Origin of the sequence: Burkholderia sp. BCC1640, from assembly GCF_902833125.1 — a bacterium.
Taxonomy (GTDB): Bacteria; Pseudomonadota; Gammaproteobacteria; order Burkholderiales; family Burkholderiaceae; genus Burkholderia; species Burkholderia diffusa.
The window spans coordinates 23,020-47,460 of sequence record NZ_CADFEF010000021.1; the positions used below are offsets into that span (position 1 = coordinate 23,020).

The 24,441-nt window shown below is 68.3% G+C and carries 21 protein-coding genes; 15 read left to right on the plus strand and 6 right to left on the minus strand.

Annotated features, from left to right (window positions below):
- Nucleotides 1-89: 89 nt before the first annotated feature.
- The 9 genes from HWX25_RS22030 to HWX25_RS22070 all read left to right on the plus strand — a co-directional run bounded on the left by HWX25_RS22030 (nucleotide 90) and on the right by HWX25_RS22070 (nucleotide 10,298).
- Nucleotides 90-1,199 carry an NAD(P)/FAD-dependent oxidoreductase gene (locus HWX25_RS22030; protein ID WP_059691950.1) on the plus strand — a complete coding sequence of 370 codons (1,110 nt, stop codon included), beginning with the start codon at nucleotides 90-92 and terminating at the stop codon, nucleotides 1,197-1,199.
- A 149-nt stretch (nucleotides 1,200-1,348) separates the two neighbouring features.
- Complete coding sequence (locus tag HWX25_RS22035; protein ID WP_059535040.1) at nucleotides 1,349-1,660, plus strand: high-potential iron-sulfur protein; 312 nt, start codon at nucleotides 1,349-1,351, stop codon at nucleotides 1,658-1,660.
- A gap of 188 nt (nucleotides 1,661-1,848) precedes the next feature.
- Nucleotides 1,849-3,156 (plus strand): MFS transporter, encoded by a 1,308-nt coding sequence (locus HWX25_RS22040; protein ID WP_059703177.1) that lies wholly within the window; start codon nucleotides 1,849-1,851, stop codon nucleotides 3,154-3,156.
- 311 nt (nucleotides 3,157-3,467) lie between these two features.
- Nucleotides 3,468-5,096: an ABC transporter substrate-binding protein gene (locus tag HWX25_RS22045; RefSeq protein ID WP_059535044.1), complete on the plus strand. Its 1,629-nt coding sequence runs from the start codon at nucleotides 3,468-3,470 to the stop codon at nucleotides 5,094-5,096.
- Between the two features lie 118 nt (nucleotides 5,097-5,214).
- Complete coding sequence (locus HWX25_RS22050) at nucleotides 5,215-6,225, plus strand: ABC transporter permease subunit (RefSeq protein WP_059691952.1); 1,011 nt, start codon at nucleotides 5,215-5,217, stop codon at nucleotides 6,223-6,225.
- A 4-nt stretch (nucleotides 6,226-6,229) separates the two neighbouring features.
- Nucleotides 6,230-7,147 (plus strand): ABC transporter permease subunit, encoded by a 918-nt coding sequence (locus HWX25_RS22055; RefSeq protein WP_175910518.1) that lies wholly within the window; start codon nucleotides 6,230-6,232, stop codon nucleotides 7,145-7,147.
- A 1-nt stretch (nucleotide 7,148) separates the two neighbouring features.
- Nucleotides 7,149-8,147: an ABC transporter ATP-binding protein gene (locus HWX25_RS22060; protein WP_059535050.1), complete on the plus strand. Its 999-nt coding sequence runs from the start codon at nucleotides 7,149-7,151 to the stop codon at nucleotides 8,145-8,147.
- Nucleotides 8,144-9,160, plus strand: a complete 1,017-nt coding sequence (locus HWX25_RS22065; RefSeq protein ID WP_059819921.1) for a peptide ABC transporter ATP-binding protein — start codon at nucleotides 8,144-8,146, stop codon at nucleotides 9,158-9,160. Before HWX25_RS22060 ends, HWX25_RS22065 begins: the two co-directional genes overlap by 4 nt.
- Nucleotides 9,153-10,298, plus strand: coding sequence for a TraB/GumN family protein (locus HWX25_RS22070; RefSeq protein WP_175910520.1), 1,146 nt, complete (start codon nucleotides 9,153-9,155; stop codon nucleotides 10,296-10,298). The genes HWX25_RS22065 and HWX25_RS22070 overlap by 8 nt, the downstream gene beginning before the upstream one ends.
- 559 nt (nucleotides 10,299-10,857) lie before the next feature.
- On the opposite strand, the gene pxpA is transcribed toward HWX25_RS22070, so the two are convergent.
- Genes pxpA through pxpB form a run of 3 tightly spaced genes read right to left on the minus strand, consistent with a single transcriptional unit; the run spans nucleotide 10,858 to nucleotide 13,398 of the window.
- Nucleotides 10,858-11,622: a 5-oxoprolinase subunit PxpA gene (gene pxpA / locus HWX25_RS22075; RefSeq protein WP_059535055.1), complete on the minus strand. Its 765-nt coding sequence runs from the start codon at nucleotides 11,620-11,622 to the stop codon at nucleotides 10,858-10,860.
- Nucleotides 11,623-11,677: 55 nt separating this feature from the next.
- Entirely contained in the window at nucleotides 11,678-12,745 is a 1,068-nt protein-coding gene (locus HWX25_RS22080) for a biotin-dependent carboxyltransferase family protein (RefSeq protein WP_175910522.1), read from the minus strand.
- On the minus strand, nucleotides 12,742-13,398 hold the full coding sequence (gene pxpB, locus HWX25_RS22085; protein ID WP_059535059.1) for a 5-oxoprolinase subunit PxpB: 657 nt from the start codon (nucleotides 13,396-13,398) through the stop codon (nucleotides 12,742-12,744). The genes HWX25_RS22080 and pxpB overlap by 4 nt, the downstream gene beginning before the upstream one ends.
- Nucleotides 13,399-13,546: 148 nt before the next feature.
- On the opposite strand from pxpB, the gene HWX25_RS22090 reads away from it, so the two are divergent.
- A complete protein-coding gene (locus HWX25_RS22090; protein ID WP_059535061.1) occupies nucleotides 13,547-14,059 on the plus strand; it encodes a winged helix DNA-binding protein in 513 nt (170 codons plus the stop codon).
- A gap of 68 nt (nucleotides 14,060-14,127) precedes the next feature.
- Here the strand turns inward: HWX25_RS22090 and HWX25_RS22095 are convergent, their stop codons facing one another.
- Nucleotides 14,128-14,736: a 5-formyltetrahydrofolate cyclo-ligase gene (locus HWX25_RS22095; RefSeq protein ID WP_059819918.1), complete on the minus strand. Its 609-nt coding sequence runs from the start codon at nucleotides 14,734-14,736 to the stop codon at nucleotides 14,128-14,130.
- 8 nt (nucleotides 14,737-14,744) lie between these two features.
- On the opposite strand from HWX25_RS22095, the gene HWX25_RS22100 reads away from it, so the two are divergent.
- The 4 genes from HWX25_RS22100 to HWX25_RS22115 all read left to right on the plus strand — a co-directional run bounded on the left by HWX25_RS22100 (nucleotide 14,745) and on the right by HWX25_RS22115 (nucleotide 19,754).
- Nucleotides 14,745-16,697: a lytic transglycosylase domain-containing protein gene (locus HWX25_RS22100; RefSeq protein WP_175910524.1), complete on the plus strand. Its 1,953-nt coding sequence runs from the start codon at nucleotides 14,745-14,747 to the stop codon at nucleotides 16,695-16,697.
- 157 nt (nucleotides 16,698-16,854) lie between these two features.
- Nucleotides 16,855-17,814, plus strand: coding sequence for a complex I NDUFA9 subunit family protein (locus tag HWX25_RS22105; protein ID WP_059819916.1), 960 nt, complete (start codon nucleotides 16,855-16,857; stop codon nucleotides 17,812-17,814).
- A 54-nt stretch (nucleotides 17,815-17,868) separates the two neighbouring features.
- Nucleotides 17,869-18,516, plus strand: coding sequence for a glutathione S-transferase family protein (locus HWX25_RS22110; protein ID WP_059535069.1), 648 nt, complete (start codon nucleotides 17,869-17,871; stop codon nucleotides 18,514-18,516).
- A complete protein-coding gene (locus HWX25_RS22115; RefSeq protein WP_059535071.1) occupies nucleotides 18,513-19,754 on the plus strand; it encodes a multifunctional CCA addition/repair protein in 1,242 nt (413 codons plus the stop codon). The genes HWX25_RS22110 and HWX25_RS22115 overlap by 4 nt, the downstream gene beginning before the upstream one ends.
- Before the next feature lie 48 nt (nucleotides 19,755-19,802).
- Here HWX25_RS22115 and HWX25_RS22120 read toward each other — a convergent pair whose 3' ends face one another.
- On the minus strand, nucleotides 19,803-20,621 hold the full coding sequence (locus tag HWX25_RS22120) for an XRE family transcriptional regulator (protein ID WP_175910526.1): 819 nt from the start codon (nucleotides 20,619-20,621) through the stop codon (nucleotides 19,803-19,805).
- Between the two features lie 392 nt (nucleotides 20,622-21,013).
- Between HWX25_RS22120 and HWX25_RS22125 the strand changes: the two genes are divergently transcribed.
- Nucleotides 21,014-22,864 carry a M24 family metallopeptidase gene (locus tag HWX25_RS22125; protein ID WP_175910528.1) on the plus strand — a complete coding sequence of 617 codons (1,851 nt, stop codon included), beginning with the start codon at nucleotides 21,014-21,016 and terminating at the stop codon, nucleotides 22,862-22,864.
- A gap of 83 nt (nucleotides 22,865-22,947) precedes the next feature.
- Here the strand turns inward: HWX25_RS22125 and HWX25_RS22130 are convergent, their stop codons facing one another.
- Nucleotides 22,948-24,294: an SGNH/GDSL hydrolase family protein gene (locus HWX25_RS22130; protein WP_175910530.1), complete on the minus strand. Its 1,347-nt coding sequence runs from the start codon at nucleotides 24,292-24,294 to the stop codon at nucleotides 22,948-22,950.
- Nucleotides 24,295-24,441: the final 147 nt, after the last annotated feature.

Sequence of the window (24,441 nt, forward strand, 5' to 3'; positions counted from 1 at the left end):
CGGGCCGATACGGATACGTCCGGCAAGCGTACGAAGCGGGACGTACAATTCCCTTCTCTCCCCTTGATGCGTAAGCAACGCGAAACGTCATGGAGCAGATGGATTGTGTGGTGATCGGCGCGGGTGTCGTCGGTCTTGCGATTGCGCGGGAACTGGCCGCGCGCGGGCGCGAAACCGTCGTGCTCGAGGCGGCCGACGCGATCGGCACGGGCACGAGCTCGCGCAACAGCGAGGTGATTCACGCGGGGCTTTACTACCCGCGCGGTTCGCTGAAAGCGATGTCGTGCGTGCACGGGCGCGACCTGTTGTACGAGTTCTGCGAGACCCGTCACGTGCCGCACCGGCGCGTCGGCAAGCTGCTCGTCGCGACGAGCGCCGCGCAGGTGAAGCAGTTGAAGGCGATCGCCGCGCGCGCGGCGGAAAACGGCGTGCTCGACCTGATGCCGCTCACGCGTGCCGAGGCGCAGACGCTCGAGCCCGCGCTCGAATGCGCGGAGGCACTGTTCTCGCCGAGCACCGGTATCGTCGACAGTCACCAGTTGATGCTCGCGCTGCTCGGCGACGCCGAGCGCGACGGCGCGATGTGCGCGCTGAAATCCCCGGTCGAGTCGATCGACGTGCTGCGCGGCGGCCGCTTCGTGGTGCGTACCGGCGGCGACGCGCCGACCGAAATCGAGGCCGCGTGCGTGATCAACAGCGCGGGCCTCGGCGCGCAGGCGCTCGCGCGCCGCACGCGCGGGCTCGATCCGCGCTGGGTGCCGCCGCTCTATCTCGCGCGCGGCAACTATTTCAGCCTGTCCGGGCGCGCGCCGTTCTCGCACCTCGTCTATCCGATGCCCGACCGCGCGGGGCTCGGCGTGCACCTGACGCTCGACCTGGCCGGACAGGCGCGTTTCGGCCCGGACGTCGAGTGGGTCGATGCGTTGCGCTACGAAGTCGATCCGGCGCGCGCACCGGCGTTCTACGCGTCGATCCGCACGTACTGGCCGGGGCTACCCGACGACGCGCTGCAGCCGGCCTACGCGGGAATCCGGCCGAAGCTCGCGGGGCCCGGCGAGCCGCCGGCCGACTTCATCGTGCAGGGCGCGGCGCAGCACGGCGTGCGCGGGCTCGTGAACCTGTTCGGCATCGAGTCGCCGGGGCTGACCGCGTCGCTCGCGCTCGCGCAGCGCGTCGGCGACATGACGTCACATGCGTGACGCACGCGGCCCGCATTCGTGCGGGCCGGCCGTGTGAAATCCCTTATTTCCGGCATTTCGGCGCGCACATTCATTCGCTTGAGCGTTATTCTGTCGAACGGCCGTCGCCAGAACGGCTTTCAAACCGATAACGTTGGAGCGAGTCCCCCATGAAAACATCCCGTCGGAGTTTCCTGATTACGAGCATTGGTGCCGTGTCCGCGCTGGCGCTGTCGCGCGAAGCGCTGGCCGACGCGCCGATGCTGTCGGAAACGGATCCGGCCGCGGTGGCGCTCGGCTACAAGGCCGATGCCACGAAGGTCGACAAGACGAAGTATCCGAAATACGCAGCAGGCCAGGATTGCGCGGCCTGCATGCTGTATCAGGGCAAGAAGGGCTCGGCCTCGGGCCCGTGCGGCGCATTCCCCGGCAAGCAGGTATCGGCGAAGGGCTGGTGCAGCGCATTCACGAAGATGGGCTGACGTCCGCGGCGGCATCGTGCGATGCCGCAATGTGGCGAAAACCGCAAAACGCCCGCCATCGGACGATGGCGGGCGTTTTTTATGCTTGAAAACGGTTCCGTCGCTTTCTACACTCGCTGCAAACCAGCGCGCCGCGGCCCCCCGTGCGCCGCGCCACCCGATGGCGAATTCACGAGGACGAGGCACGCATGGCGACGATTGCGAATTCAACGAAAACGGTCCGGCCCGAGCGTGCGCTGAACCGGCGGGCCGTCGCGGCGGCCGTGATCGGCAACGCGCTCGAGTGGTACGACTTCACGGTGTTCGGCTTCATGACCGTCGTGATCGCCGAACTGTTCTTTCCGACGACCAGCGAATACTCGTCGCTGCTGCTGACCACCGCGACGTTCGGCGTCGCGTTCTTCATGCGTCCGATCGGCGGCATCGTGTTCGGCCTGTACGCCGACCGCGCGGGCCGCAAGGCCGCGCTGTCGCTCGTGATCCTGCTGATGACGGCCGGCATCTTCCTGCTCGCGATCGCACCGCCCTATGCGGCGATCGGCATCGGCGGCCCGATCCTGATCGTGCTCGGCCGCCTGCTGCAGGGTTTCTCGGCGGGCGGCGAATTCGGCAGCGCGACCGCGCTCCTGATCGAAGCCGCGCCGTTCTCGAAACGCGGTTTCTACGGCAGCTGGCAGATGGCGAGCCAGGCGGCCGCGCTGCTGATCGGCGCGCTCGTCGGCGCGGCCGTCACGCGCGGGCTGTCACACGACGCGCTGCGCAGCTGGGGCTGGCGCGTGCCGTTCATCCTCGGGCTCATGATCGGCCCGATCGGCTTCTACATCCGCCGTCATCTCGCCGATTCCGAAGCATTCCTGCATGCGCAGCAAAGCGCACGTCGCGCGACGCTCGGCGAAGTGTTCACGCGCCATCCGCGCGAGGTGCTGTGCGGGCTCGGCTCGGTGATCGCGCTGACGGTGACGATCTACGTGCTGATCAGCTATCTGCCGACCTTCGCGGTGAAGCAGCTGAAGCTGCCGTATGCGGAATCGTTCTACGCGGTGATTGTCGGCAACCTGCTGCTGATGGTGCTGTCGCCGGTCGCGGGCGCGTGGTCGGACCGCATCGGCCGCAAGGGGCTGTCGCTTTGGTCGCTCGTGCTGACGCTCGCGTTGATGTATCCGTTGTTCGCGTGGCTCGACGCGGCGCCGAGCATCGGGCGGCTGATCGCGGTGCAGGCCGTGCTGTCGGTGACGCTCGCCGGCTACTACGGGCCGTTCGGCGCGATGATCGCCGAGCTGTTCCCGGCCAACGTGCGCTCGACGGGGCTGTCGATCGCGTACAACGTCGCGGTGATGCTGTTCGGCGGTTTCGGGCAGTTCATCGTCACGTGGCTGATCAAGGTGACGGGCACGCCGCTCGCGCCGACCTATTACGTGATGGCGGGGCTCGCGCTGTCGATCGTCGCGGTCGCGTTCGTGCCCGCGCGCAGCGCGGATCTCGACGCCCCGGCCTGACGGCCGCATTGCAGCGCGACCATCATTTCGAAATCCGCAACGATGCGGGCTTTGGCCCCGAAATCGGCGCGGCGATCGTTCGCGCCCGCGGACGAATTGTTTAGTTGTCGAAGGAAACACGCGCGGGATGAACGAATTCGCCGCTAGCGCGCGCAGACGCACTTTTTGCGTGCGCGAGACATCCGCAAAAACCCGCGTAAATGCGTCTAGAAGAGTTTTTTCTCCAGCTTGTTGCAAAATCGCTAGCTCAAGTAATATCCGCGTACCCGGCCCCAGGGGGACCGGTTCCGATCTGGAGACCTGGAGGAAACATGGAATACAACCGTCTGTTGCACACCCTGCGTGTTACCGCCATTGCAGGCGTGGCAGCGGCATCGCTCGGCGTCGCGGGTTCTGCATTCGCACAGATCCCGAACAAAACGCTCGTCTACTGCTCAGAAGGCAGCCCGGCGGGTTTCGATTCCGCGCAATTCACGACTGGCGTCGATTTCACCGCCGCCACGTTCACCGTCTACAACCGCCTCGTCGAATTCGAGCGCGGCGGCACCAAGGTCGAGCCGGGCCTCGCCGAGAAGTGGGACGTCTCGTCCGACGGCAAGGTGTACACGTTCCACCTGCGCCATGGCGTGAAATTCCACACGACCGACTTCTTCAAGCCGACGCGTGAATTCAACGCGGACGACGTCGTGTTCTCGTTCGAGCGCATGCTCGATCCGAACCAGGCGTTCCGCAAGGCCTACCCGGTGTCGTTCCCGTACTTCACCGACATGGGCCTCGACAAGCTGATCACGAAGGTCGAGAAGGTCGATCCGTACACCGTAAAGTTCACGTTGGCCGAGCCGAACGCGCCGTTCATCCAGAACATGGCGATGGAATTCGCGTCGATCCTGTCGGCCGAATACGGCGATCAGCTGATGAAGGCAGGCAAGGCCGCCGACATCAACCAGAAGCCGGTCGGCACGGGCCCGTTCATCTTCCGCAGCTACACGAAGGACGCGACGATCCGTTTCGACGGGAATCCTGATTACTGGAAGAAGGGCGCTGTGAAGCTGTCGAAGCTGATCTTCTCGATCACACCCGACCCGGGCGTGCGCGTGCAGAAGATCAAGCGCAACGAATGCCAGGTGATGAGCTATCCGCGTCCGGCCGACATCGCGACGCTGAAGGCCGACTCGGGCATCGACATGCCGTCGCAGCCGGGCTTCAACCTCGGCTACCTCGCGTACAACGTCGAGCACAAGCCGGTCGACAAGCTCGAAGTGCGTCAGGCGCTCGACATGGCGATCAACAAGAAGGCGATCCTCGAATCCGTCTATCAGGGCGCGGGCCAGGCCGCCAGCGCACCGATGCCGCCGACCCAATGGTCGTACGACAAGAACCTGAAGATGGCGCCGAACGACACCGCGAAGGCGAAGGCGCTGCTCGCGAAGGCCGGCTATCCGAACGGTTTCGACATCACGCTGTGGGCGATGCCGGTGCAGCGCGCGTACAACCCGAACGCCCGCCTGATGGCCGAGATGATCCAGGCCGACTGGGCGAAGATCGGCGTGAAGGCGAAGATCGTCACGTACGAGTGGGGCGAGTACATCAAGCGCGCACACACGGGCGAGCAGGACACGATGCTGATCGGCTGGACGGGCGACAACGGCGACCCCGACAACTGGCTCGGCACGCTGCTCGGCTGCGAGGCGATCAAGGGCAACAACTTCTCGCACTGGTGCTACAAGCCGTTCGACGAGCTGATCCAGAAGGGTCGCACGACGACCGGCCAGGACGCGCGCACGAAGATCTACATGCAGGCCCAGCAGATCTTCGCGCAGCAACTGCCGTTCTCGCCGATCGCGAACTCGACGGTCTACCAGCCGGTGCGCAAGAACGTGGTCGACATGCGCATCGAGCCGCTCGGCTATGCGCGTTTCGACGGTGTCAGCGTGAAGTAACCGACCTGGCCTAAGCTGTCGTCATTGAGAAGACCGGCTTGAAATCATCCGGCGGCGAGGGGCCAAAAGCCCCTCGTCGCCGGTCGCACATTTCCCACAAGAAAATACGAGTCGCATCATGTTCACATTCGTGTTGCGCCGCGTGGGGATGGTGATCCCGACCTTCATCGGCATCACCATCCTGGCGTTTGCGCTGATTCACCTGATACCGGGCGACCCCATCGAAGTGATGATGGGCGAGCGCGGCGTCGATCCCGCGATGCATGCGGAGGCAATGAAACGCCTCGGGCTCGACCAGCCGCTGCCCCTGCAGTACGTCCACTACATCGGCCGGGCGCTGCATGGCGACCTTGGCACGTCGATCATCACCAACACCAGCGTCGCGGGCGAATTCTTCGCGCGCTTCCCAGCGACCGTCGAGCTGTCGCTATGCGCGCTCGTGTTCGCGCTCGCCGTCGGGCTGCCGGCCGGCGTGATCGCCGCGCTGCGGCGCGGCTCGGTCGTCGATCACGGCGTGATGGGCACCGCGCTCACCGGCTATTCGATGCCGATCTTCTGGTGGGGGCTGATCCTCATCATGGTGTTTTCGTCGTACCTCGGCTGGACGCCCGTGTCCGGGCGCATCGCGGTCGAATACGACTTCCCGCATCCGACCGGCTTCATGCTGATCGACGCGCTGCTCGCGCCGGACGAAGGCTCGTTCAAGTCGGCGGTCAGCCACCTGATCCTGCCCGCGATCGTGCTCGGCACGATCCCGCTCGCGGTGATCGCGCGGATGACGCGCTCGTCGATGCTCGAAGTGCTGCGCGAGGACTACATCCGCACCGCCCGTGCGAAGGGGCTGTCGCCCGCGCGCGTGGTCGTCGTGCATGCGCTGCGCAATGCGCTGATTCCCGTCGTCACGGTGATCGGCCTGCAGATCGGCACGCTGCTCGCGGGCGCCGTGCTGACCGAGACGCTCTTTTCGTGGCCCGGTGTCGGCAAGTGGCTGATCGATGCGATCGGCCGCCGCGACTATCCGGTCGTCCAGGGCGGCATCCTGCTGATCGCGACGCTCGTGATCGTCGTGAACCTGGTCGTCGACCTGCTGTACGGCGTGCTGAATCCGCGCATCCGCCACACGAGGTAATTCCATGAGCAATCTGCAAAACACCCTGCCGAGCGAATCCGCGCCGGCCGGCGGCCGTGCGCTCGCGCTGCGCGAGTTCTGGGCCAACTTCTCGCGCAACCGCGGCGCCGTCGGCGCCGGCATCGTCGTGCTGGCGCTGATCCTGATCGCGCTCCTCGCGCCGCTGATCGCGCCGCACAGCCCGGTCGAGCAATACCGCGACTACGTGAAGATCCCGCCCGCATGGCTCGCGGGCGGCAACTGGCAATTCATCCTCGGCACCGACGAAGCGGGCCGCGACATCCTTTCGCGCCTGATGTTCGGCGCGCGCATGTCGTTCTGGATCGGCTTCGTGTCGGTCGTGCTCGCGCTGATCCCGGGCATCGTGCTCGGGCTGGTCGCCGCGTTCTTCCAGAAATGGGCCGACACGCCGGTGATGCGCATCATGGACGTGCTGCTCGCGCTGCCGTCGCTGCTGCTCGCGGTCGCGGTCGTCGCGATCATCGGCCCGGGCCTCACCAACACGATGTTCGCGATCGCGATCGTCGCGCTGCCGGCCTACGTGCGTCTCACGCGTGCGTCGGCGCTCGGCGAACTGCAGAAGGAGTACGTGACGGCGTCGCGCGTGGCCGGTGCCGGCACGCTGCGCCTGATGTTCTCCCAGGTGCTGCCGAACTGCACGGCGCCGCTGATCGTGCAGGCGACGCTCGGCTTTTCGTCGGCCATCCTCGACGCGGCCGCGCTCGGCTTCCTCGGCCTCGGCGTGCAGCCGCCGACCGCGGAGTGGGGCGCGATGCTCGCGTCCGCGCGCGACTACATCGACAACGCATGGTGGATCGTGACGATGCCCGGCCTGTCGATCCTGATTTCGGTGCTCGCGATCAACCTGCTCGGCGACGGGCTGCGCGACGCGCTCGATCCCAAACTGAAGCGGATGGCCTGACATGACCCAGAATCTTCTGACCATCCGCAATCTCGCGGTGAACTTCAACGGCCTGCCCGCTGTCGACCGGATCAACCTGTCGATCGCGCCGGGCGAGGTGGTGGGCGTCGTCGGCGAATCGGGCTCGGGCAAGAGCGTGACGATGATGGCGCTGATGGGCCTGATCGACGCGCCCGGCAAGGTGACGGCCGACGAGGTCACGTTCAACGGCGTGGACCTGCTGAAGGCGTCGCCGAAGGCGCGCCGCAAGATCGTCGGCAAGGACATCGCGATGGTGTTCCAGGACGCGCTGACGAGCCTGAATCCGAGCTACACGGTCGGCTACCAGATCAAGGAGGTGCTGAAGCTGCACGAAGGCCTGCGCGGCGACGCGCTGCACCGGCGCGCGCTCGAACTGCTCGATCAGGTCGGCATTCCCGACGCGAAGAACCGCATCACGGCGTTCCCGCACCAGATGTCGGGCGGGATGAACCAGCGCGTGATGATCGCGATGGCGGTCGCGTGCAACCCGAAGCTGCTGATCGCCGACGAGCCGACCACCGCGCTCGACGTGACGATCCAGGCGCAGATCATGGATCTGCTCGTGAAGCTGCAGAAGGAGCGCGGGATGGCGCTCGTGCTGATCTCGCACGACCTGGCCGTGGTGTCGGAGGTCGCGCAGCGTGTCGCGGTAATGTATGCGGGCGAGGTCATCGAGACCAATCGCGTGCCGGACATCTTCCGTGCGCCGCATCATCCGTACACCGAAGCGCTGCTCGCGGCGATTCCCGAGCACAATCAGGGGGCGCGTCGCCTTGCCGCATTGCCGGGCATGGTGCCCGGCCGCGATGATCGCCCGTCCGGGTGCCTGTTCGCGCCGCGTTGCAAGTACGTCGTCGACGATTGCCGCAAGGCGCGTCCGGCGCTCGATACGCTGGTGCCGGCCAACGATGCGATGCGTGCGCGTTGCATCAAGCCGCTCAATGTTTCCAACCTCGACCTGACAGGAGGCGCACGATGAATGCTGTCCAAGAAACGCCTCGCGTGCCGCACGACGAGGAAGCGGTGCTGGTCGCCGACCAGCTCGCGAAGCACTACACGGTCAAGCGCGGGATGTTCGGGCAGGGCACGGTGAAGGCGCTGAACGGCGTGTCGTTCACGCTCAAGCGCGGCAAGACGCTCGCCGTCGTCGGCGAATCGGGCTGCGGGAAATCGACGCTCGCGCGCCAGCTCACGATGATCGAGACGCCCACCTCGGGTCACCTGACGATCGACGGCAAGGACGTGGCCGGCGCGAGCCGCGAGACGGTCGCCGACCTGCGGCGCCGCGTGCAGATGGTGTTCCAGAATCCGTTCGCGTCGCTGAACCCGCGCAAGACGGTCGAGCAGACGCTCTCCGAACCGCTCGAGATCAATGCGAACCTGACGGCCGCCGAGCGCGCGGCGCGCATCGCGCAGATCATGCGCACGGTCGGCCTGCGGCCCGAGCACGCGAAGCGCTATCCGCACATGTTCTCGGGCGGCCAGCGCCAGCGGGTCGCGATCGCGCGCGCGATGATCCTCGATCCGCGCATCGTCGTCGCCGACGAGCCGGTGTCCGCGCTCGACGTGTCGATCCAGGCGCAGATCCTGAACCTGTTCATGGATCTGCAGGAGCAGTTCAAGACGAGCTACGTGTTCATCTCGCACAACCTGTCGGTGGTCGAGCACGTCGCCGACGACGTGATGGTGATGTACTTCGGCAGCGTCGCCGAGCTCGGCGACAAGGCGACGATCTACGCGCGGCCGCGCCATCCGTACACGCGCGCGCTGATGTCGGCGACGCCGGCGATCTTCGAGGAAGACCGCCGCGTGCAGATCAAGCTGCAGGGCGAGCTGCCGTCGCCGCTCAATCCGCCGTCGGGCTGCGCGTTTCACCAGCGCTGCCCGTACGCGGTCGAGCGTTGCCGTGTCGAGGAACCGCAGCTGCGCGACGTCGACGGACGCCGCGTGGCCTGCCATCGCGCCGAGGAGGTGGGGGAGGCGAATGCCTGATGGTTTGGCGGCGCGCGCGTCCGGCGTGCGCCGTTCGGGGGCCGGCAGCGCGCGCGTGATGCGCGCGTGCCGCAACGCACGGCGCTGGAGCGTGCGCACGGTCACGGGCGCGGCGCTGGCCGGCGCGTGCGTGGCGGCCAGCCTCGTCGTTCCCGTCGAGTCGGCGCGCGCCGAAGGGCGCGCGCCGGCGAGTTCGCCGATCCGTCCGTCGCAGGTTCCGCCGCCCGGCATGAGCCTGCCGGGCTTCCACGCGCCGTCCGTGTCGAACGGCACGGTCGCGCGCGGCACGGTGCGCGTGCAGCCCGCGCGCATGCCGTTCTATGTCGCCACCCGGGGCAAGGTCACGCTGTACGTGCTCGGCACGCTGCACACGGGCGACCCGTCCGACTATCCGCCCGCTCAGCCGTTCCGGCCGCGCATCCTCGGGGCGCTCGCGGCGTCGCCGACGCTCGCGCTCGAGTTGTCGCCGGACGATCTGCTCGAATCGCAGGACGACGTGTCGAAGTACGGCGTGTGCCGCTACCCGTGCCTGCAGCGCCTGTTGCCCGAGCCGCTGTGGCAGCGCCTCGCGGGGCGCCTGCGCGGCAATCCGGCCGCGCTCGCGGAGATCCGTCGGATGCGGCCGTGGCTCGCGGCGCTGGTCGTCGAAACCTACGACTCGCTGGCGGCCGGCCTGCAGACGGAATACGGCACCGAGGCGCAACTGCAGAACGTCTTCCTGAAGAAGAAGGGTGGCCGCGTGATCGGGCTCGAGACGCTCGCCGAGCAGATGCGCGCGTTCACCGGGCTGACGCTCGCCGAGCAGCGCGAGATGCTCGCGCAGGACATGGTGCAGACGCCGGCGCAGAACGCCGACGACATCAAGGCGCTGCACCGGCTGTGGCAAATTGGCGACGCCGATGCGATCTCCGCGTGGGCGGTCGCGAAGAGCGAGCGGCTGGCCCGTTCGAAGGCGCTGTCGGCGTCGATCGACAACAAGATCCTGTACGAGCGCAACCGGCGCTTCGTTGCACGGATGACGGCAATCGCCGCGCCGAACCGGCCGGTATTCGTCGCCATCGGCGCGCTGCATCTGGGCGGCCCGCGCGGCGTGCTCGAATTGTTGCGCCAGCAAGGGTATCAGGTCGACGCGAACTGATCGCGCCGGCCGCCGCGCACCGATCCTCCCCTGTTTGATCGACGATACGCACGCGCTGCGAGGCGCCTGTGCGGCCGCGCGATTCGATAAGGAAAACCCTTGAATCCTTAGGAAATAGCGTTTAAAACGATTGACATCCGGTTCTGCCGATCTCTATTCTTCATCCCACAAGTTGAAAAATTGAAAAGAATAGAAAAAGTTCTACGGGGTAGCAGAAAACAAAGCGCGGGGTTAGCGTAGCCGGCACGTGATGATCGTGCCGGCCGCGGAGTGTCTGCATGCACGGCGGGGCCAAACATCGTCGGGACAACAAATGCATGCGACAGACTTGCGGATAAGCGACGTTCCGTCGTCCGACCGGGGGAAGCAGCAATCGGGCGGCGGCGGACGTTTTTTAATCCGGAGCATCTTTCCGGTCACCGTCGACAGACGGTTTCGGGGGGCGAATCGACAGACGGCGAAGTCCGCGGCGATTGCGCCAACAGAAAAGCGCCACGAGGGCGCTTTTTTTCTTTGGTGCGGCGGTTTTCGTCGGGCGGCCGCGCGGCTTGCGCGCCGGTCAGGCGCCTTCGTCGGCTTCCAGCGCGCCCGGGGCGACGACATCGATGCCGGCCGCTTCGAGCGCCGCGCGGATCCGCTTCGCGAACGCGAGCGCATGCGGGCCGTCGCCGTGCAGGCAGACGGTCTGCGCATTGAGCGGCACCCACTCGCCGCTCACCGACTGCACCCGCCGATCGCGCACCATGTCGAGCGTGCGCGCGAGCACCGCGTCCTCGTCATCGATCAGCGCGCCGGGCTGGCTGCGCGGCACGAGCGAGCCGTCCGCGCGGTAGCCGCGATCGGCGAACACTTCCTCCACGGCGGCGAGCCCCGCGTGGCGCGCGGCCGCGACGAACACGCTGTTCGCGAGCCCGAACACGGCAAGCGACGGATCGAAGTCGTGGATCGCGGACACCACCGCGTCGGCGATCATCGGGTCGCGCGCGGCCTGGTTGTACAGCGCGCCGTGCGGCTTCACGTGCGCGATGCGGCCGCCCTCGGCCTGCGCGATCGCCGATAGCGCGCCGAGCTGGTACAGCACGCCGGCATAGATGTCGCCGGCCGGTAGCTGCATTTCCTTGCGGCCGAAATTCTCCGGATCGTGAAAGCTCGGGTGCGCGCCGATCGACACACCTTTCTGCACGGCCCAGCGCACGCAGTCGCGCATCGCATTGGCGCCGCCTGCATGCCAGCCGCACGCGATGTTCGCCGACGTGACGAGGTCGAGCAGCGCCTCGTCCGATCCGCATCCTTCGCCGAGATCGGCATTCAGATCGATTTCCATGATGTTCCTCGTCCACTGATGGCGTGGCGCGTCCTTCGTCCTGCTTCCGCCATTGTCACGCCGCGCGCGATTGCGCGCGGCGGCGGGTCTCCTCGCGCATCTCGATCGCGACGTCGATCTGACGCAGATAGGCACGTTCTGCGGTCAGGGCGGCGCGCGCGGCGTCGGGTGTCGTGCGCACGAAGCGGATCGGCAGGTTGAGCCGCGCCTGTGCGAGTTTCCAGAGATCCGCGCGGATCACCGTGCCGATCTTCGGATAGCCGCCGGTGGTCTGCGCGTCGTGCATCAGCACGATCGGCTGGCCGTTCGGCGGCACCTGGATCGTGCCGGGCAGCACCGCGTGCGACAGCAGCTCGACCGGCCGCTCGCGCACCAGCTCGGCGCCGGCGAGGCGATAGCCCATCCGGTTGCTGTTCGCGGTGACGAGCCATTCCTCGTCCCAGAACGCCTGCTGCGAATCGGCCGCGAACGACGCGTAGTCGGGGCCCGGCAGCACGCGCACGGGCATCGCCCACGGCGCATGCGCGGGCCGGTGGCGGCGCGGCGGTTCGTCGACGCGCACGAACGCGCACCACGCGGGCGCCTTCACGCCGAATTCGGGCGCATCGGCCGCGAGGCAGCCGGCGCCGGCCGGCGGCACACCGACCGGAAGCCGATCGCCGTCGCGCAGCGCGCGGCCGCCGAGGCCGCCGAAGCGCGATGCGAGATCGGTGCTGCGCGAGCCGAGCATCGGCAGCACGTCGATGCCGCCGGCGATGCACAGATAGCCGCGCATCCCGCGTTTCGCGGCCGGCAGCACGAGCGTTTGCCCGGCCTCGACCGGGAGGCTCCACCAGGAATACACGGGCTTGCCGTCGAGCGTCGCGCCGAATTCGGTGCCGGTGATCGCGATGCGCGTCGCGCGCGTGAAGCGGAACGCGGCCGGGCCGATTGTGATTTCGACGGCTGCCGCGTCGGGGCGATTGCCGACCAGCCGGTTGCCGACTTCGAGCGCGAGGCCGTCGAGCGCGCCGCCCTGCGCGATGCCGAGATGGCGCATGCCGCGGCGGCCGAGATCCTGCACGGTCGACAACGGGCCGGCGCGGACCACCTCGATCGTGCCCGGTGCGGTGTTCTGGGTCATGTCGCGTCGACTCCGGCAATGGTGAAGCGCACGCGGTCGCCGGGCAGCAGCAGCGCCGGCTGCGGCCGCGCCGGGTCGAACAGCACGTGCGACGTGCGGCCGATCAGCTGCCAGCCGCCGGGCGACGTGGCCGGATAGATGCCCGTCTGCGCCCCGCCGATGCCGACCGAGCCGGCCGGCACTTCCAGGCGCGGCGCCGCGCGGCGCGGCGTGTGCAGCGACGCATCGAGGCCGCCGAGATAGGCGAAGCCCGGCTGGAAGCCGACGAAGAACACGACGTATTCGCCGGCCGCATGGCGCGCGACGACTTCGTCGGCCGGCAGCCCGGTGTGCGCGGCGACGGCTGCCAGATCGGGGCCGGCCGCACCGCCGTATTCGACCGGGATGTCGATTTCCCGGCCGTCCGCATGCTCGACGTCGGCGGTTTCCCACGCGTCGCGCAGCGCGGGCGTGAGCGACTCGGCCGTCGCGGCGAGCGCGTCGAACACGATCGTCAGGTTGTTCATGCCCGGCACGACGTCGATCACGTCGGGCCACGCGCGCGCGACCTCGGCGACGGCCCAGACGCGGCGCTGGCAATCGAGCGTGGCGGGCGGCGGCACCTCGCAGACGAGGGCGGCGTCGCCGAGCGGATAAATGCGGGGTTGCGTCATCGGACTGGCACGGTTTGGACGGCAATGTTAGCGCACATTGTCAATAAAATATCGACAACTTCCCAATAAGCGTTTTCGCCTAGCCCGTATGTCCGGGCTTCTGGCGTACACTCGGCACACCCTGTCATCCGGCTTGCGCCGCCTTTCCATGAAGCGTCCTGCGACCAAGATCGTGTCATCCGAACACCTCGTTTCCGATTCGAGCGCGGAGCTGTCGGAACTCGAATACGGGCTCATCATGGCCGGCAATGCGTTCAATCGCTGGATGGTGCGCTGCATGTCGGCCGCGGGCGCGAAGGACATGACGGCGGTCGAGGTGTCGCTGCTGCATCACGTCAGCCATCGCGAACGCAAGAAGAAGCTCGCCGACATCTGCTTCGTGCTCAATATCGAGGATACGCACGTCGCGACCTATGCGCTGAAAAAACTGATCGCGCGCGGCTATGTGAAGAGCGAGAAGAGCGGCAAGGAAGTGTTCTTCTTCGCGACCGACGCGGGCCGCGAGCTGTGCATGAAGTATCGGGAGGTGCGCGAGCATTGCCTGATCGAGACGCTGAAGGACAGCGGTCTCACCAACGAGCAGATCGGCGACGCGGCGCAGCTGCTGCGCCACGCATCGGGCCTCTACGACACGGCCGCGCGCGCGGCGGCGTCGCTGTAAACGATTGCGGACGGGACGGTCGACGCGGTGACGCGCGGCATGCCGCAGACTTCGCGTCGCGCGCCCCGTCATCCGGCGGCCGGGTAAAGCGCGCCGTCGGTCACGATCCAGCGCATCGCGAGATCGTGCGCTTCGGCCGGCAGCGCCTCCACGCGGCACGCTTCATACGCGATGCCGACCGTCACCGGCAGCGTCTCGCCCGGCCACACCGCGAGCGTGCGGTCGTAATAGCCGCCGCCATAGCCGAGCCGGTAGCGCTGCAGATCGAATCCCACACACGGAATCAGCAACAGATCGGGCACGACGACGGCCCCCGACGCCGGCTCCGGAATCCGGTGATGCCCTTCGCGCATCGGCGTGTGCGCATCCCACGCATGGAACGCGAGCGGCGTGTGCTTCTCGCCGATCACCGGCAGCGCGGCGCGGCGCCCCGGGCCTGCCGCAGACCACGCGAGCACCGCGTCGCGCGCGTCGAATTCGCCCGGCAGCGGCCAGTAGAAGCCGACCGTGCGCGGCGCGAGCCGCTCGAGCAACAGGCGCAGCCGCGCGTCGAGCGCGGCGTTCGCGGCGGGCTGCGACGCGGCGTCGCGACGCGCGCCGGACAGCGTTTTGCGCAGTGCAACCTTCGGGTTCGGCACAGGGTTGCATGCTATGCTTTCGCTCACTTCGTGCTCCATTCAAAACGATGTCGAACAGCCTTTTCCGAGTATATCGCGCGGTCGCGCTCGCGCTTTCGGCCGCCGCGCTCGTCGCGGGCACGGCCGCGTGCGCCGCACCGAACGACGACACGCTCGCCGGGGACGACCAGATCTTCGTGCAGCTGCGCGAAGCCGCGCGCCGCAACGACGCCGCGAAGGCCGCGCAACTCGCGGCGATGATTCCGAACTATCCGGTCCCGTCCTACGTCGAGTATTTCCAGATCAAGCCGCAACTGTTCGATTCGACGGGCCGCGCACGCGTCGACGCCCCCGACGCGCCCGTGCAGTCGTTCCTGCAGCGCTACGACGGCCAGGCGATCGCCGACCGCCTGCGCAACGACTACCTGCTCGTGCTCGGCGCGCGCCACGACTGGCGCGGCTTCGACGAGCAGTACAAGCGCTTCGTGCTCGACGACGACACGCAGGTCAAGTGCTACGCGCTCGAATCGCGCGCGGCGCGCGGCGAGAACGTCGCCGAGGCGGCGCGCGCGCTGCTCGTCGAGCCGAAATACTACGGCGACGCCTGTGTCGACCTGATTGCGGCGCTCACCGTCAACCAGCAGTTCACGAGCGACGACGTGTGGCAGCAGGCACGCCTCGCTTACGAGCAGAACTACACGACGCTCGGCGGGAAGATCGTCGACGCGCTCGGCGCGCGGCCGGTCGGCTTCGATCAGGCGACCAGCGCGCCGCCGCTGTACCTCGCGCGCGGCGTCGGCCCCGACGCGGTATCGCATCAGCTCGCGCTGATCGCGCTCGGCCGCATGGCGCGCAACGACCCGGACGCCGCGGCCGGGATGCTGACGTCCATCGCCGGCTCGCTGACGAAGCAGGAGCAGGCGATCGCATGGGGCGCGATCGGCTACCAGGGGGCGATCAAGCGCTCGGCGCTCGCATCGGTCTGGTATGCGAAATCCGCGAACGCGCCGCTGTCGAACCCGGGTTACGAATGGCGCACGCGCGCCGCGTTGCTCGTCGGCAACTGGCCGATGGTGCGCTGGTCGATCGAACAGATGCCGCCGTCGCTGCGCAGCGATCCGGCGTGGATCTACTGGCATGCACGCGCGCTCAAGCAGAGCGGCGACACGCTGCAGGCGAACCAGGAATTCGAGCAGGTCGCGGGCCAGTTCAACTTCTACGGGCAGCTCGCCGGCGAGGAGCTCGGCCAGCGCACGTCGGTCCCGCCGCGCACGAAGGTGAGCGATGCCGACGTCGACGCGATGAGCAAGATCCCGGGCTTCGCGCTCGCGCAACGCTTCTACGGGCTGAACCTGCGTCTCGAAGGCAACCGCGAATGGAACTGGCCGCTGCGCGGGATGACCGATCGCCAGCTGCTCGCGGCCGCCGAATACGGCAAGCGCATCGACCTGCTCGACCGCACGGTCAACACGGCCGACCGCACGAAGGCCGAGCACGACTTCACGCTGCGCTACCCGTCGCCGTATCGCGACATCGTCGAGCGCTACGCGCAGTCGACCGGCCTCGACATCGAATGGGCGTACGGGCTGATCCGCCAGGAATCGCGCTTCATCACGAACGCGCGTTCGTCGGTCGGCGCGGGCGGGCTGATGCAGCTGATGCCGGCCACCGCGCAGCTCGTCGCGAAGAAGCTCGGGATGGGCACGATCACGCGTGCGCAGATGCACGACATCAATACGAACATCCAGCTCGGCACCTGGTACCTGTCGGACATCTACAACAACTTCGACAGCTCGCCGGTGCTGGCGACGGCCGGCTACAACGCGGGCCCGGGCCGGCCGCGCCAGTGGCGCCAGGTGTTGACGCAGCCGGTCGAAGGCGCGATCTTCGCGGAGACGATTCCGTTCAACGAGACGCGCGACTACGTGAAGAACGTGCTGTCGAATACCGTCTACTACGCGGCGCTCTTCGAGGGCAAACCGCAGTCGTTGAAGAAACGCCTGGGCATGATCTCGCCCTGATCCGCAATCTTCACACTGCCGCGCGAGACGCGGCAGTGTTCAAGGGGCTGTTCACGCTGATACCGGGCTCGTTTCCCTGACTGGAAAAGTCATTTGCGGGGCTGGCGGCCAGCGCAAGCCCGTTATGAGCGTGAACAGCTCCTTGGAGGTCTCGAACATGGATCGCCAGACCGTCGCGCTGCTGGGCGGCACCGGCTTCATCGGCAGCCGGCTCGTCAATGCGCTGATCGACGCCGGCAAGCAGGTACGGATCGGCACGCGGCGGCGCGAGCATGCACGCCACCTGCAGATGCTGCCGGTCGAGATCGTCGAGCTCGACGCGTTCGATCCGCGCACGCTGGCGCGGTTCGTCGCCGGCGCGCATGCGGCCGTCAACCTCGTCGGCGTGCTGCACGGCGGCCGCGGCACGCCGTACGGGCCCGGGTTCGAGCGCGCGCACGTCGCGCTGCCGGCCGCGCTGGCCGCCGCGTGCGTCGAAGTCGGCGTGCGGCGCGTGCTGCACATGAGCGCGCTCGGCGCCGATTCGCACGGCCCGAGCATGTACCAGCGCTCGAAGGGCGACGGCGAGGCCGCGCTGCATGCGGTCGCGGCGACCGACTCGCTCGCGCTCACGATCTTCCGCCCGTCGGTCGTGTTCGGCCCCGGCGACGCGTTCCTGAACACGTTCGCGAACCTGCAGCGCACGCTGCCGGTGCTGCCGCTCGCGATGCCCGATGCGCGCTTCCAGCCGGTGTTCGTCGGCGACGTCGTGCGCGCGTTCGTCAACACGCTCGATCTCGCGGCCGCGCACGGCAAGACTTACGAACTCGGTGGTCCCACCGTCTACACGCTCGAGCAACTGGTGCGTTATTGCGGCACGCTGGTCGGCCGGCAGGCACGCATCGTGCGCCTGCCCGACGCGCTCGCACGGCTGCAGGCGAGCGTATTCGAATGCCTGCCCGGCGAGCCGGTGATCACGCGCGACAATCTCGCGTCGATGTCGGTGCCGAACGTGCTGTCCGGGCCGCTCGCGCCCGAACTCGGGATCTCGCCCGCGAGTCTCGAGAGCATCGCGCCCGCGTATCTCGGCCATGCCGCGCGGCGCTCCCGCTTCGACTGGTTCCGCTCGCGCCGCTAGGCGTCGCGGGCCGTCGCTTCCGTCATTCACTTTCGCGCTTTTCGGAACCCCGCCATGAAACTCGTCATTGGAGACAAGAATTACTCGTCGTGGTCGATGCGGCCGTGGCTGCTGCTCGCGCATTTCGGCATCCCGTTCGACGAGATCGCAATCGAGCTGCGCCGCGACGACACGGCCGCGCGCATCCGCGAGTATTCGCCGACCGGCAAGGTGCCGTGCCTGATCGACGACCACGGCGTCGCGATCTGGGATTCGCTCGCGATCGCCGAGACGCTCGCCGAGCGCTATCCGCAGTTCCCGATGTGGCCAGCCGATCCGCTCGATCGCGTGCATGCGCGCTGCATCTCGGCGGAGATGCACTCGGGTTTCGCCGCGCTGCGCACGCAGATGGGGATGAACGTGCGCGCGTCGATGCCGGGACGCGGCGCGACGCCCGATGCGCTCGCCGACGTCGCGCGCATCGACGCGCTGTGGAGCGCGTGCATCGAGGCATCGGGCGGACCGTTCCTGTTCGGTGAATTCGGGATCGCCGATGCGATGTATGCGCCCGTCGTGATGCGTTTCAACACGTATGCGCCGGCGTTGTCGCCGGAGGCGGCCGGGTATGCCGCGCGCGTGACGGCGCTGCCGGCGGTGCAGCGCTGGATCGATGCCGCGCGCCGCGAAACCAACGTGATCGCCGAATACGAACCGACGCCATGAACATCTACGCAGTTGGCGGAGCGATCCGCGACGAATTGCTCGGCGTGCCGGTGCAGGACCGCGACTACGTGGTGGTGGGCGCGACGCCCGAGCAGATGGCCGCGCAGGGCTTCCGGCCGGTCGGCAAGGATTTCCCCGTGTTCCTGCATCCGGACACGCAGGAGGAATACGCGCTCGCGCGCACCGAACGCAAGACGGCGGCCGGCTATCACGGCTTCCAGTTCTACTACGCGCCGGACGTGACGCTCGACGAGGATCTCGCGCGGCGCGACCTGACGATCAACGCGATGGCGCGTGAAGTGAGCCCGGAGGGCGCGCTGATCGGCCCGGTGATCGATCCGTTTGACGGACAGGCCGACCTGCGTGCACGTGTGTTCCGGCACGTGGGCGACGCGTTCGTCGAGGATCCGGTGCGGATCCTGCGGATCGCGCGCTTTGCCGCGCGCTTCGCGGATTTCACGGTCGCGGACGACACGCTCGCGCTGATGCGGCGGATGGTCGACGCGGGCGAAGCGGACGCGCTGGTGCCCGAGCGCGTGTGGCAGGAGATCGCGCGCGGGCTGATGGAGGCGAAGCCGTCGCGGATGTTCGCGGTGTTGCGCGAGTGCGGCGCGCTCGCGCGCATCCTGCCCGAGGTCGACGCGCTGTGGGGCGTGCCGCAGCGCGCGGACTACCACCCGGAAGTCGACACGGGCGTGCACGTGATGATGGTCGTCGACTACGCGGCGAAGCAGGGATACTCGCTGCCGGTGCGCTTCGCGGCGCTTACGCACGATCTCGGCAAGGCGACGACGCCCGCCGACGTGCTGCCGCGCCATGTCGGCCACGAAGGCCGCAGCGTCGATCTCATCAAGCCGCTGTGCGAGCGGCTGCGCGTGCCGAACGAGTGCCGCGATCTCGCGCTGGTGGTCGCGCGCGAGCACGGCAACCTGCATCGCGTGATGGAAATGGGCGCGGCCGCGCTGGTGCGGCTCTTCGAGCGCAGCGACGCGCTGCGCAAGCCCGCGCGCTTCGCCGAGATGCTGCAGGCGTGCGAATCGGATGCGCGCGGCCGGCTCGGGCTCGACACGCAGCCGTATCCGCAGGCCGAGCGGCTGCGCGTGGCGCTGGTGGCGGCGCGCAGCGTCGACGCGGGCGCGATCGCGCGCGGCGTCGGCAACGACGCGATGCAGATCAAGGACGCCGTGCATCGCGCGCGCATCGAGGCCGTCAAGCAGGCGCTGGCGATCGGGGAATAGTGCTGCGGAAGCGCCGGGTGGCGTGGTGCGCCGCCCGGCGGCCAGCCGTCATTTCTTCGTGCGGGCGGCGGCGCGCCGGGTCGGGGTGGCGGCGGCAGGACGTTTGCCGGCGGCCGCGCGCGGCTTCCCGGCCGCCGGCGTGGCCGTCGCGCGGGCGGGCATGTCGGCGGGCGCGGCCGCGATCGAATCCGCATCGCGCTCTCGCTTCGGTGCGGGTTTGCGGCGGCTCACGCGCGGTTCGCCCGGCGCCGCGCCGGCATCGCGTGCGAGCAGTCTGATCTTCATCGCCTCGGATCCCAGCTCGGCACCGTTGTCGTCGAAGAGCGGCAGCGTGCCGACCGCGATCATTTCGGCGGGCCCGTCGCCCACGTTCGCGACGCGGTGGCGCTTCCGCGCGTCGAAGTGAAGCGAGTCGCCGGCAGACAGCGGGTAATCCTTCTTGCCGATCGTGTAGCAGAGCCGGCCGGTCAGCACATAGACGAACTCGTCGCCGCCGTGCGCGACCCATTCCGAACGGTAGCCCTCCATCATCCGGACCTTGAGCGCGTTGATCTGACTGCCGTCGAAGGTGGTGGACAGCCGCTCGTACCACTGCGATGCGGCATCGACCGCGTACGGTTCGCGGCGCCCCGCGTGCGAGTCGGGCTGCGCCTGGCGCGGCTGGTCGATCAGCGTGCCGAGCGGCACGTTCAGCGCCTTCGCGACGTTGACGAGCGACGAGAGCGAAATGCCGGTGAGGTGGCGCTCGACCTGCGACAGGAACCCGACCGACAGGTTCGCTTCGGTCGCGACTTCCAGCAGCGTTTTCTTCGCTTCCCGGCGCAGGCGGCGAATGCGCTGGCCGATACGCATGATGTCTGAATCCATGAATCTCTTTCGTGGCAACGAGTCGCAAGGCGAGCGGAGGGGCGGTGCCGTCGCCGGGATGCGGCATTCCGCGAATCGCACGAAGCACGGCCGTCGGGACGACGATGCCGGCGCATTGTACCGCGCACGCCGGCGCCCGGCCGCCTCGCGCCAGGCAGGGCCGCGGGGGGCCGCACCGCCGTCGCGCGCGGTGCCGGTAATTTTAGCCCTACGAAAATTTTGGCTTGACCTCGTTTTCAGCGTGCTCTAGATTCTGTCGCTCGCATCAAACAAAGTTAAGTGAGACAAAAATTTCCCCGAAAATCCGTCGATGGAACGGCGCCGCGGCGCGCCAGGCACGCGCCGGCACGTGACGCCGCCGGCGGACGACAACAATCAATAGCGGGTATCCGATGATCGATCGACTGAAATACAGCTTCTCCGGCCTTCCCTCGTACGACGCGTCCGTCGCCGACACGCAGGCCGGTCTGTCGCGACTGCTCGACGCCGCCAGGCTCGACGCGGTCGTGGTCACGTCGCAGGACGAGTACATCACCGAATACCTGCCGCGCAGCAACAACCCGCGCTACGCGTTGTCGGGCTTCGACGGCTCGGCCGGCTGCGGGATCTTCCTGAGCGCGGCGACCGCGCAGGCGCTCGGCGTGCCGCCGTTCGTGCTGTTCGTCGACGGCCGCTATCACCTGCAGGCCGAACAGCAGTGCGACCCGGCGCGCGTGCGCATCGAAAAGCTCGGGATGAACGTGACGATCTGGCAGGCGCTGGCCGACTGGCTGCTCGCACACGCGAGCCGGCTCGCGCGGGTCGGCTACGACGCGCTGCGGATCAGCTTCGCGCAGCGCGACCGGCTGGTCGAGCGCACGCTGGCGGCGTCGCTCGACTGGACGAGCCTCGTCGAGCGCGAGATCGACCGCGCGATCGCGCTGCCGGGCTGGGTGGTCGAGCGGCCGATCTTCGAGCTGCCGGACGCGATGACCGGCGCGAGCGTCGCGCAGAACCTCGACGCGCTGAACCGGCGGCTCGCCGCGCACACCGGTGCGGCGCCCGGCAAGACCGCGTTCTTCACGTGCGCGTCCGACGATCTCGCGTACCTGCTGAACAGCCGCGGCTATCACATCCCGAATGCGTCATCGCATCTGGGCTTCCTGTTCGCGGTCGGCGAGCAGGTCGCGCTGTTCCTGCCGGAAGGCTGCGACCGCTGCCCGGTCGAACTGGCGTCGTATCCGGCGCTGCACGTGATCCGGCGCGACTTCGCCGAACTCGAGCGCTTCCTCGCGCAATTCGCGGTCGAGCACGTGTGCTACGGCTTCGAATCGGTCAACTGCGCGCTCGTCGAGTCGGTGCGCCGCGTGTGGCCGCACGCGCGCCACGCCGATTTCAACCCGGTGGAGGCGCTGCGGGCCGGCAAGACGCCGGCGGTACTCGACCGGTTCCGCGACGCGTTCGCGCGCAGTTCGGCGGCGATCGCCGAAACGATGCGCTGGGCGAAGGCCGGCGAACCGGGGCGGCGCCATACCGAGTACGACCTGGCCCGCACGATCAACGACGCGTACGGCGCCCGCTCGGCGGTCGCGCTGACGTTCCCGTCGATCGCGGCGAACGGCGCGAACAGCGCGTTCGCGCACTACACGGCGGCGAGCGCCGACGTCGAGCTGACCGAAGGCGAGCTCGTGCTGCTCGACAGCGGCGCGTACTACGACGCCGGTTTCGCGACGGACTGCACGCGCGTCGTGCTGCGTCGCACGCGGCCGGAGACGGTCGCGCAGCCGTGGCAGCGCGAGATCTACACGGTCGCGCTGAAGGCATGCATCAAGGGGCTCGTCACGCGCTTCCCGAAGACCGCGACGGGCGGCGACGTCGATGCGACGGTGCGCCAGGTGTGCCGCGACCACGGCTACGATTTCGGCCACGGCACCGGGCATGGCGTCGGGATCCACGTGCACGAGGGCGGTGTGCGGTTCGCGCCGGGCGCGAAGTACGGGCTGGTGCCGAACGCGGTGATTTCGGTCGAGCCGGGCATCTACGTGCCGGGCAAGGGCGGCGTGCGGATCGAGAACATCGTGATCGTGCGCGCGGACGACGACGCGTCGGACACCGTGGCGTTCGAGAACATCGTCACGGTCGGCTACGACTGGGACCTGATCGACGTCGAATTGCTGAACGACGACGAGCGCGCGTACCTGCGCGACTACGAACGGCTTTGCGTGGAACGCGGCACGCAGGTGACGGCCTGCCCGTTGCTGTAAGCGGTGCCGGCGCGGGCGGCGTCGGCCGCCCGCTGTCCGCCGGTCATCGATGACGGATCACCGGCGCTGGACCCGGATCCATTTCAATCCAGCAACCGCGCCCGCACGAACGGCGTGATTCGCTCGGCGAGCCACGCGTGCGTGCGCGTCGTCGGGTGCAACGTGTCCCAGAACACGAAGCGCGCCGGGTCGCGGCAGTCCGTGCGCGGCGTCTGCGCGGCCAGGTAGGTGAACGACGACGGCTTCGGGATGTCGAGGCACGACCGCTTTGCATCGTCGAAGCCGTATTGCGCGGGGTGGCTCAGCAGATCGTTGAACGGCGCGTACGCGTCGAACACCTCTAGACGCAGCGTCGCGCCGTAGCGGGCGCGCACGGCGGCGGCGGCGTCGGCGAGCCGTCTGTTGTAGTCGCTGACCTGCGCGGCGACGCTGGCGGCGTCGGTGCGCGTCGCGAACACCGGCGCGCGCGACACGTCCGGCAGCGTGACGAGCAGGATGCGCGTCGCGCCGGCCGCGGCGAGCCGCTCGAGACTGTCCCGCACCGCGTTCGCCGCCTGCTCGGGCGTGCGGCCGTAGTTCACGAGATCGTTGCCGCCCGCGAACACCGCGAACAGCGTATTGGCGGGCCGGTAGTCCGGCGCGCGATCCATGTATTCGCGCCAGGAGTCGATCTGCTGCACGAGGCCCGGCACGACGAGGTGCTGGTCGGTCGCCGCACCGCCGATCGCCCAGTTGTAGAACGGCAGCCGCAGCGCGTTCGCGACGTATTCGGCCCACACCGGCCCGTTGCTGAAGCGTCCGGCGTGCCAGCTCGTGCCGTTCGGCAGCTTCCACTGGCTCGCGTTGAACATGTTCTGGGTGTCGGACAGGCTGTCGCCGAACACGATCAGCTTGTTGACCCGCGCGTCCTGCTGCGCGGCGTCGATGGTCCAGACCGTGTAGTTGAACGACAGCGCGTTGTTCGCCGCGACCGCCTGCGTCAGGTTCGCGCGGATGCCGCGCGCGGCGAGCGTCTTGCGGCAGACGTCGGCGAGCGTCTCCTGCGCCGTCGTGCTGTAGAACATGTTTTTCCACTGCGTGATGCCGTCCGCCCACCAGTACCCGGGAACCCGATACCAGTCGCCGCCCGCCGGATCGCGCGCCCATTCGTAGGTCGCCTCGGGCTTGAGCGGATCGTCGCTGATCCGGTACCAGCAGCGCAGGTAGGTGTAGGTGTCGCTGCCGCGCGACGCGGCGCGCGGCGCTGCGCCCGGCGGTGCCGACGCCGGCGTAGCGAGCGGGCCGGCCGGCGACAGCGTCATGTCGCCGGTCGGCGTCGGCAGCGGGGCCGGGGCGGCCGGCGCGAGCGACGCGGTGCACGCCAGCGTGGCGCCGAGCGTGGCGATGGCGGCCGCGCGGCGCGCGGATTCAAGACGGGAATGATGATGCATCGATGCCCTCCGATCGGTTGTTTTCGGATCAGGCAGCGCGGCTGCGCTGCCGCGTATCGGGGGGACGCATGTGCCGGACTGGAGCCCGGTCTGTCGAAGCGGAATTCAGGGTGAAGCGGGTGAAGCGGCGAGGCGTGTTGAGGGCGG

Excerpts from the sequence above, each read along its gene's own strand:
- HWX25_RS22030 (WP_059691950.1), top strand. The coding sequence starts at position 90 with ATGGAGCAGATGGATTGTGTGGTGATCGGCGCGGGTGTCGTCGGTCTT.
- HWX25_RS22035 (WP_059535040.1), top strand. The coding sequence starts at position 1,349 with ATGAAAACATCCCGTCGGAGTTTCCTGATTACGAGCATTGGTGCCGTG.
- HWX25_RS22040 (WP_059703177.1), top strand. The coding sequence starts at position 1,849 with ATGGCGACGATTGCGAATTCAACGAAAACGGTCCGGCCCGAGCGTGCG.
- HWX25_RS22045 (WP_059535044.1), top strand. The coding sequence starts at position 3,468 with ATGGAATACAACCGTCTGTTGCACACCCTGCGTGTTACCGCCATTGCA.
- HWX25_RS22050 (WP_059691952.1), top strand. The coding sequence starts at position 5,215 with ATGTTCACATTCGTGTTGCGCCGCGTGGGGATGGTGATCCCGACCTTC.
- HWX25_RS22055 (WP_175910518.1), top strand. The coding sequence starts at position 6,230 with ATGAGCAATCTGCAAAACACCCTGCCGAGCGAATCCGCGCCGGCCGGC.
- HWX25_RS22060 (WP_059535050.1), top strand. The coding sequence starts at position 7,149 with ATGACCCAGAATCTTCTGACCATCCGCAATCTCGCGGTGAACTTCAAC.
- HWX25_RS22065 (WP_059819921.1), top strand. The coding sequence starts at position 8,144 with ATGAATGCTGTCCAAGAAACGCCTCGCGTGCCGCACGACGAGGAAGCG.
- HWX25_RS22070 (WP_175910520.1), top strand. The coding sequence starts at position 9,153 with ATGCCTGATGGTTTGGCGGCGCGCGCGTCCGGCGTGCGCCGTTCGGGG.
- pxpA (WP_059535055.1), bottom strand. The coding sequence starts at position 11,622 with ATGGAAATCGATCTGAATGCCGATCTCGGCGAAGGATGCGGATCGGAC.
- HWX25_RS22080 (WP_175910522.1), bottom strand. The coding sequence starts at position 12,745 with ATGACCCAGAACACCGCACCGGGCACGATCGAGGTGGTCCGCGCCGGC.
- pxpB (WP_059535059.1), bottom strand. The coding sequence starts at position 13,398 with ATGACGCAACCCCGCATTTATCCGCTCGGCGACGCCGCCCTCGTCTGC.
- HWX25_RS22090 (WP_059535061.1), top strand. The coding sequence starts at position 13,547 with ATGAAGCGTCCTGCGACCAAGATCGTGTCATCCGAACACCTCGTTTCC.
- HWX25_RS22095 (WP_059819918.1), bottom strand. The coding sequence starts at position 14,736 with ATGGAGCACGAAGTGAGCGAAAGCATAGCATGCAACCCTGTGCCGAAC.
- HWX25_RS22100 (WP_175910524.1), top strand. The coding sequence starts at position 14,745 with ATGTCGAACAGCCTTTTCCGAGTATATCGCGCGGTCGCGCTCGCGCTT.
- HWX25_RS22105 (WP_059819916.1), top strand. The coding sequence starts at position 16,855 with ATGGATCGCCAGACCGTCGCGCTGCTGGGCGGCACCGGCTTCATCGGC.
- HWX25_RS22110 (WP_059535069.1), top strand. The coding sequence starts at position 17,869 with ATGAAACTCGTCATTGGAGACAAGAATTACTCGTCGTGGTCGATGCGG.
- HWX25_RS22115 (WP_059535071.1), top strand. The coding sequence starts at position 18,513 with ATGAACATCTACGCAGTTGGCGGAGCGATCCGCGACGAATTGCTCGGC.
- HWX25_RS22120 (WP_175910526.1), bottom strand. The coding sequence starts at position 20,621 with ATGGATTCAGACATCATGCGTATCGGCCAGCGCATTCGCCGCCTGCGC.
- HWX25_RS22125 (WP_175910528.1), top strand. The coding sequence starts at position 21,014 with ATGATCGATCGACTGAAATACAGCTTCTCCGGCCTTCCCTCGTACGAC.
- HWX25_RS22130 (WP_175910530.1), bottom strand. The coding sequence starts at position 24,294 with ATGCATCATCATTCCCGTCTTGAATCCGCGCGCCGCGCGGCCGCCATC.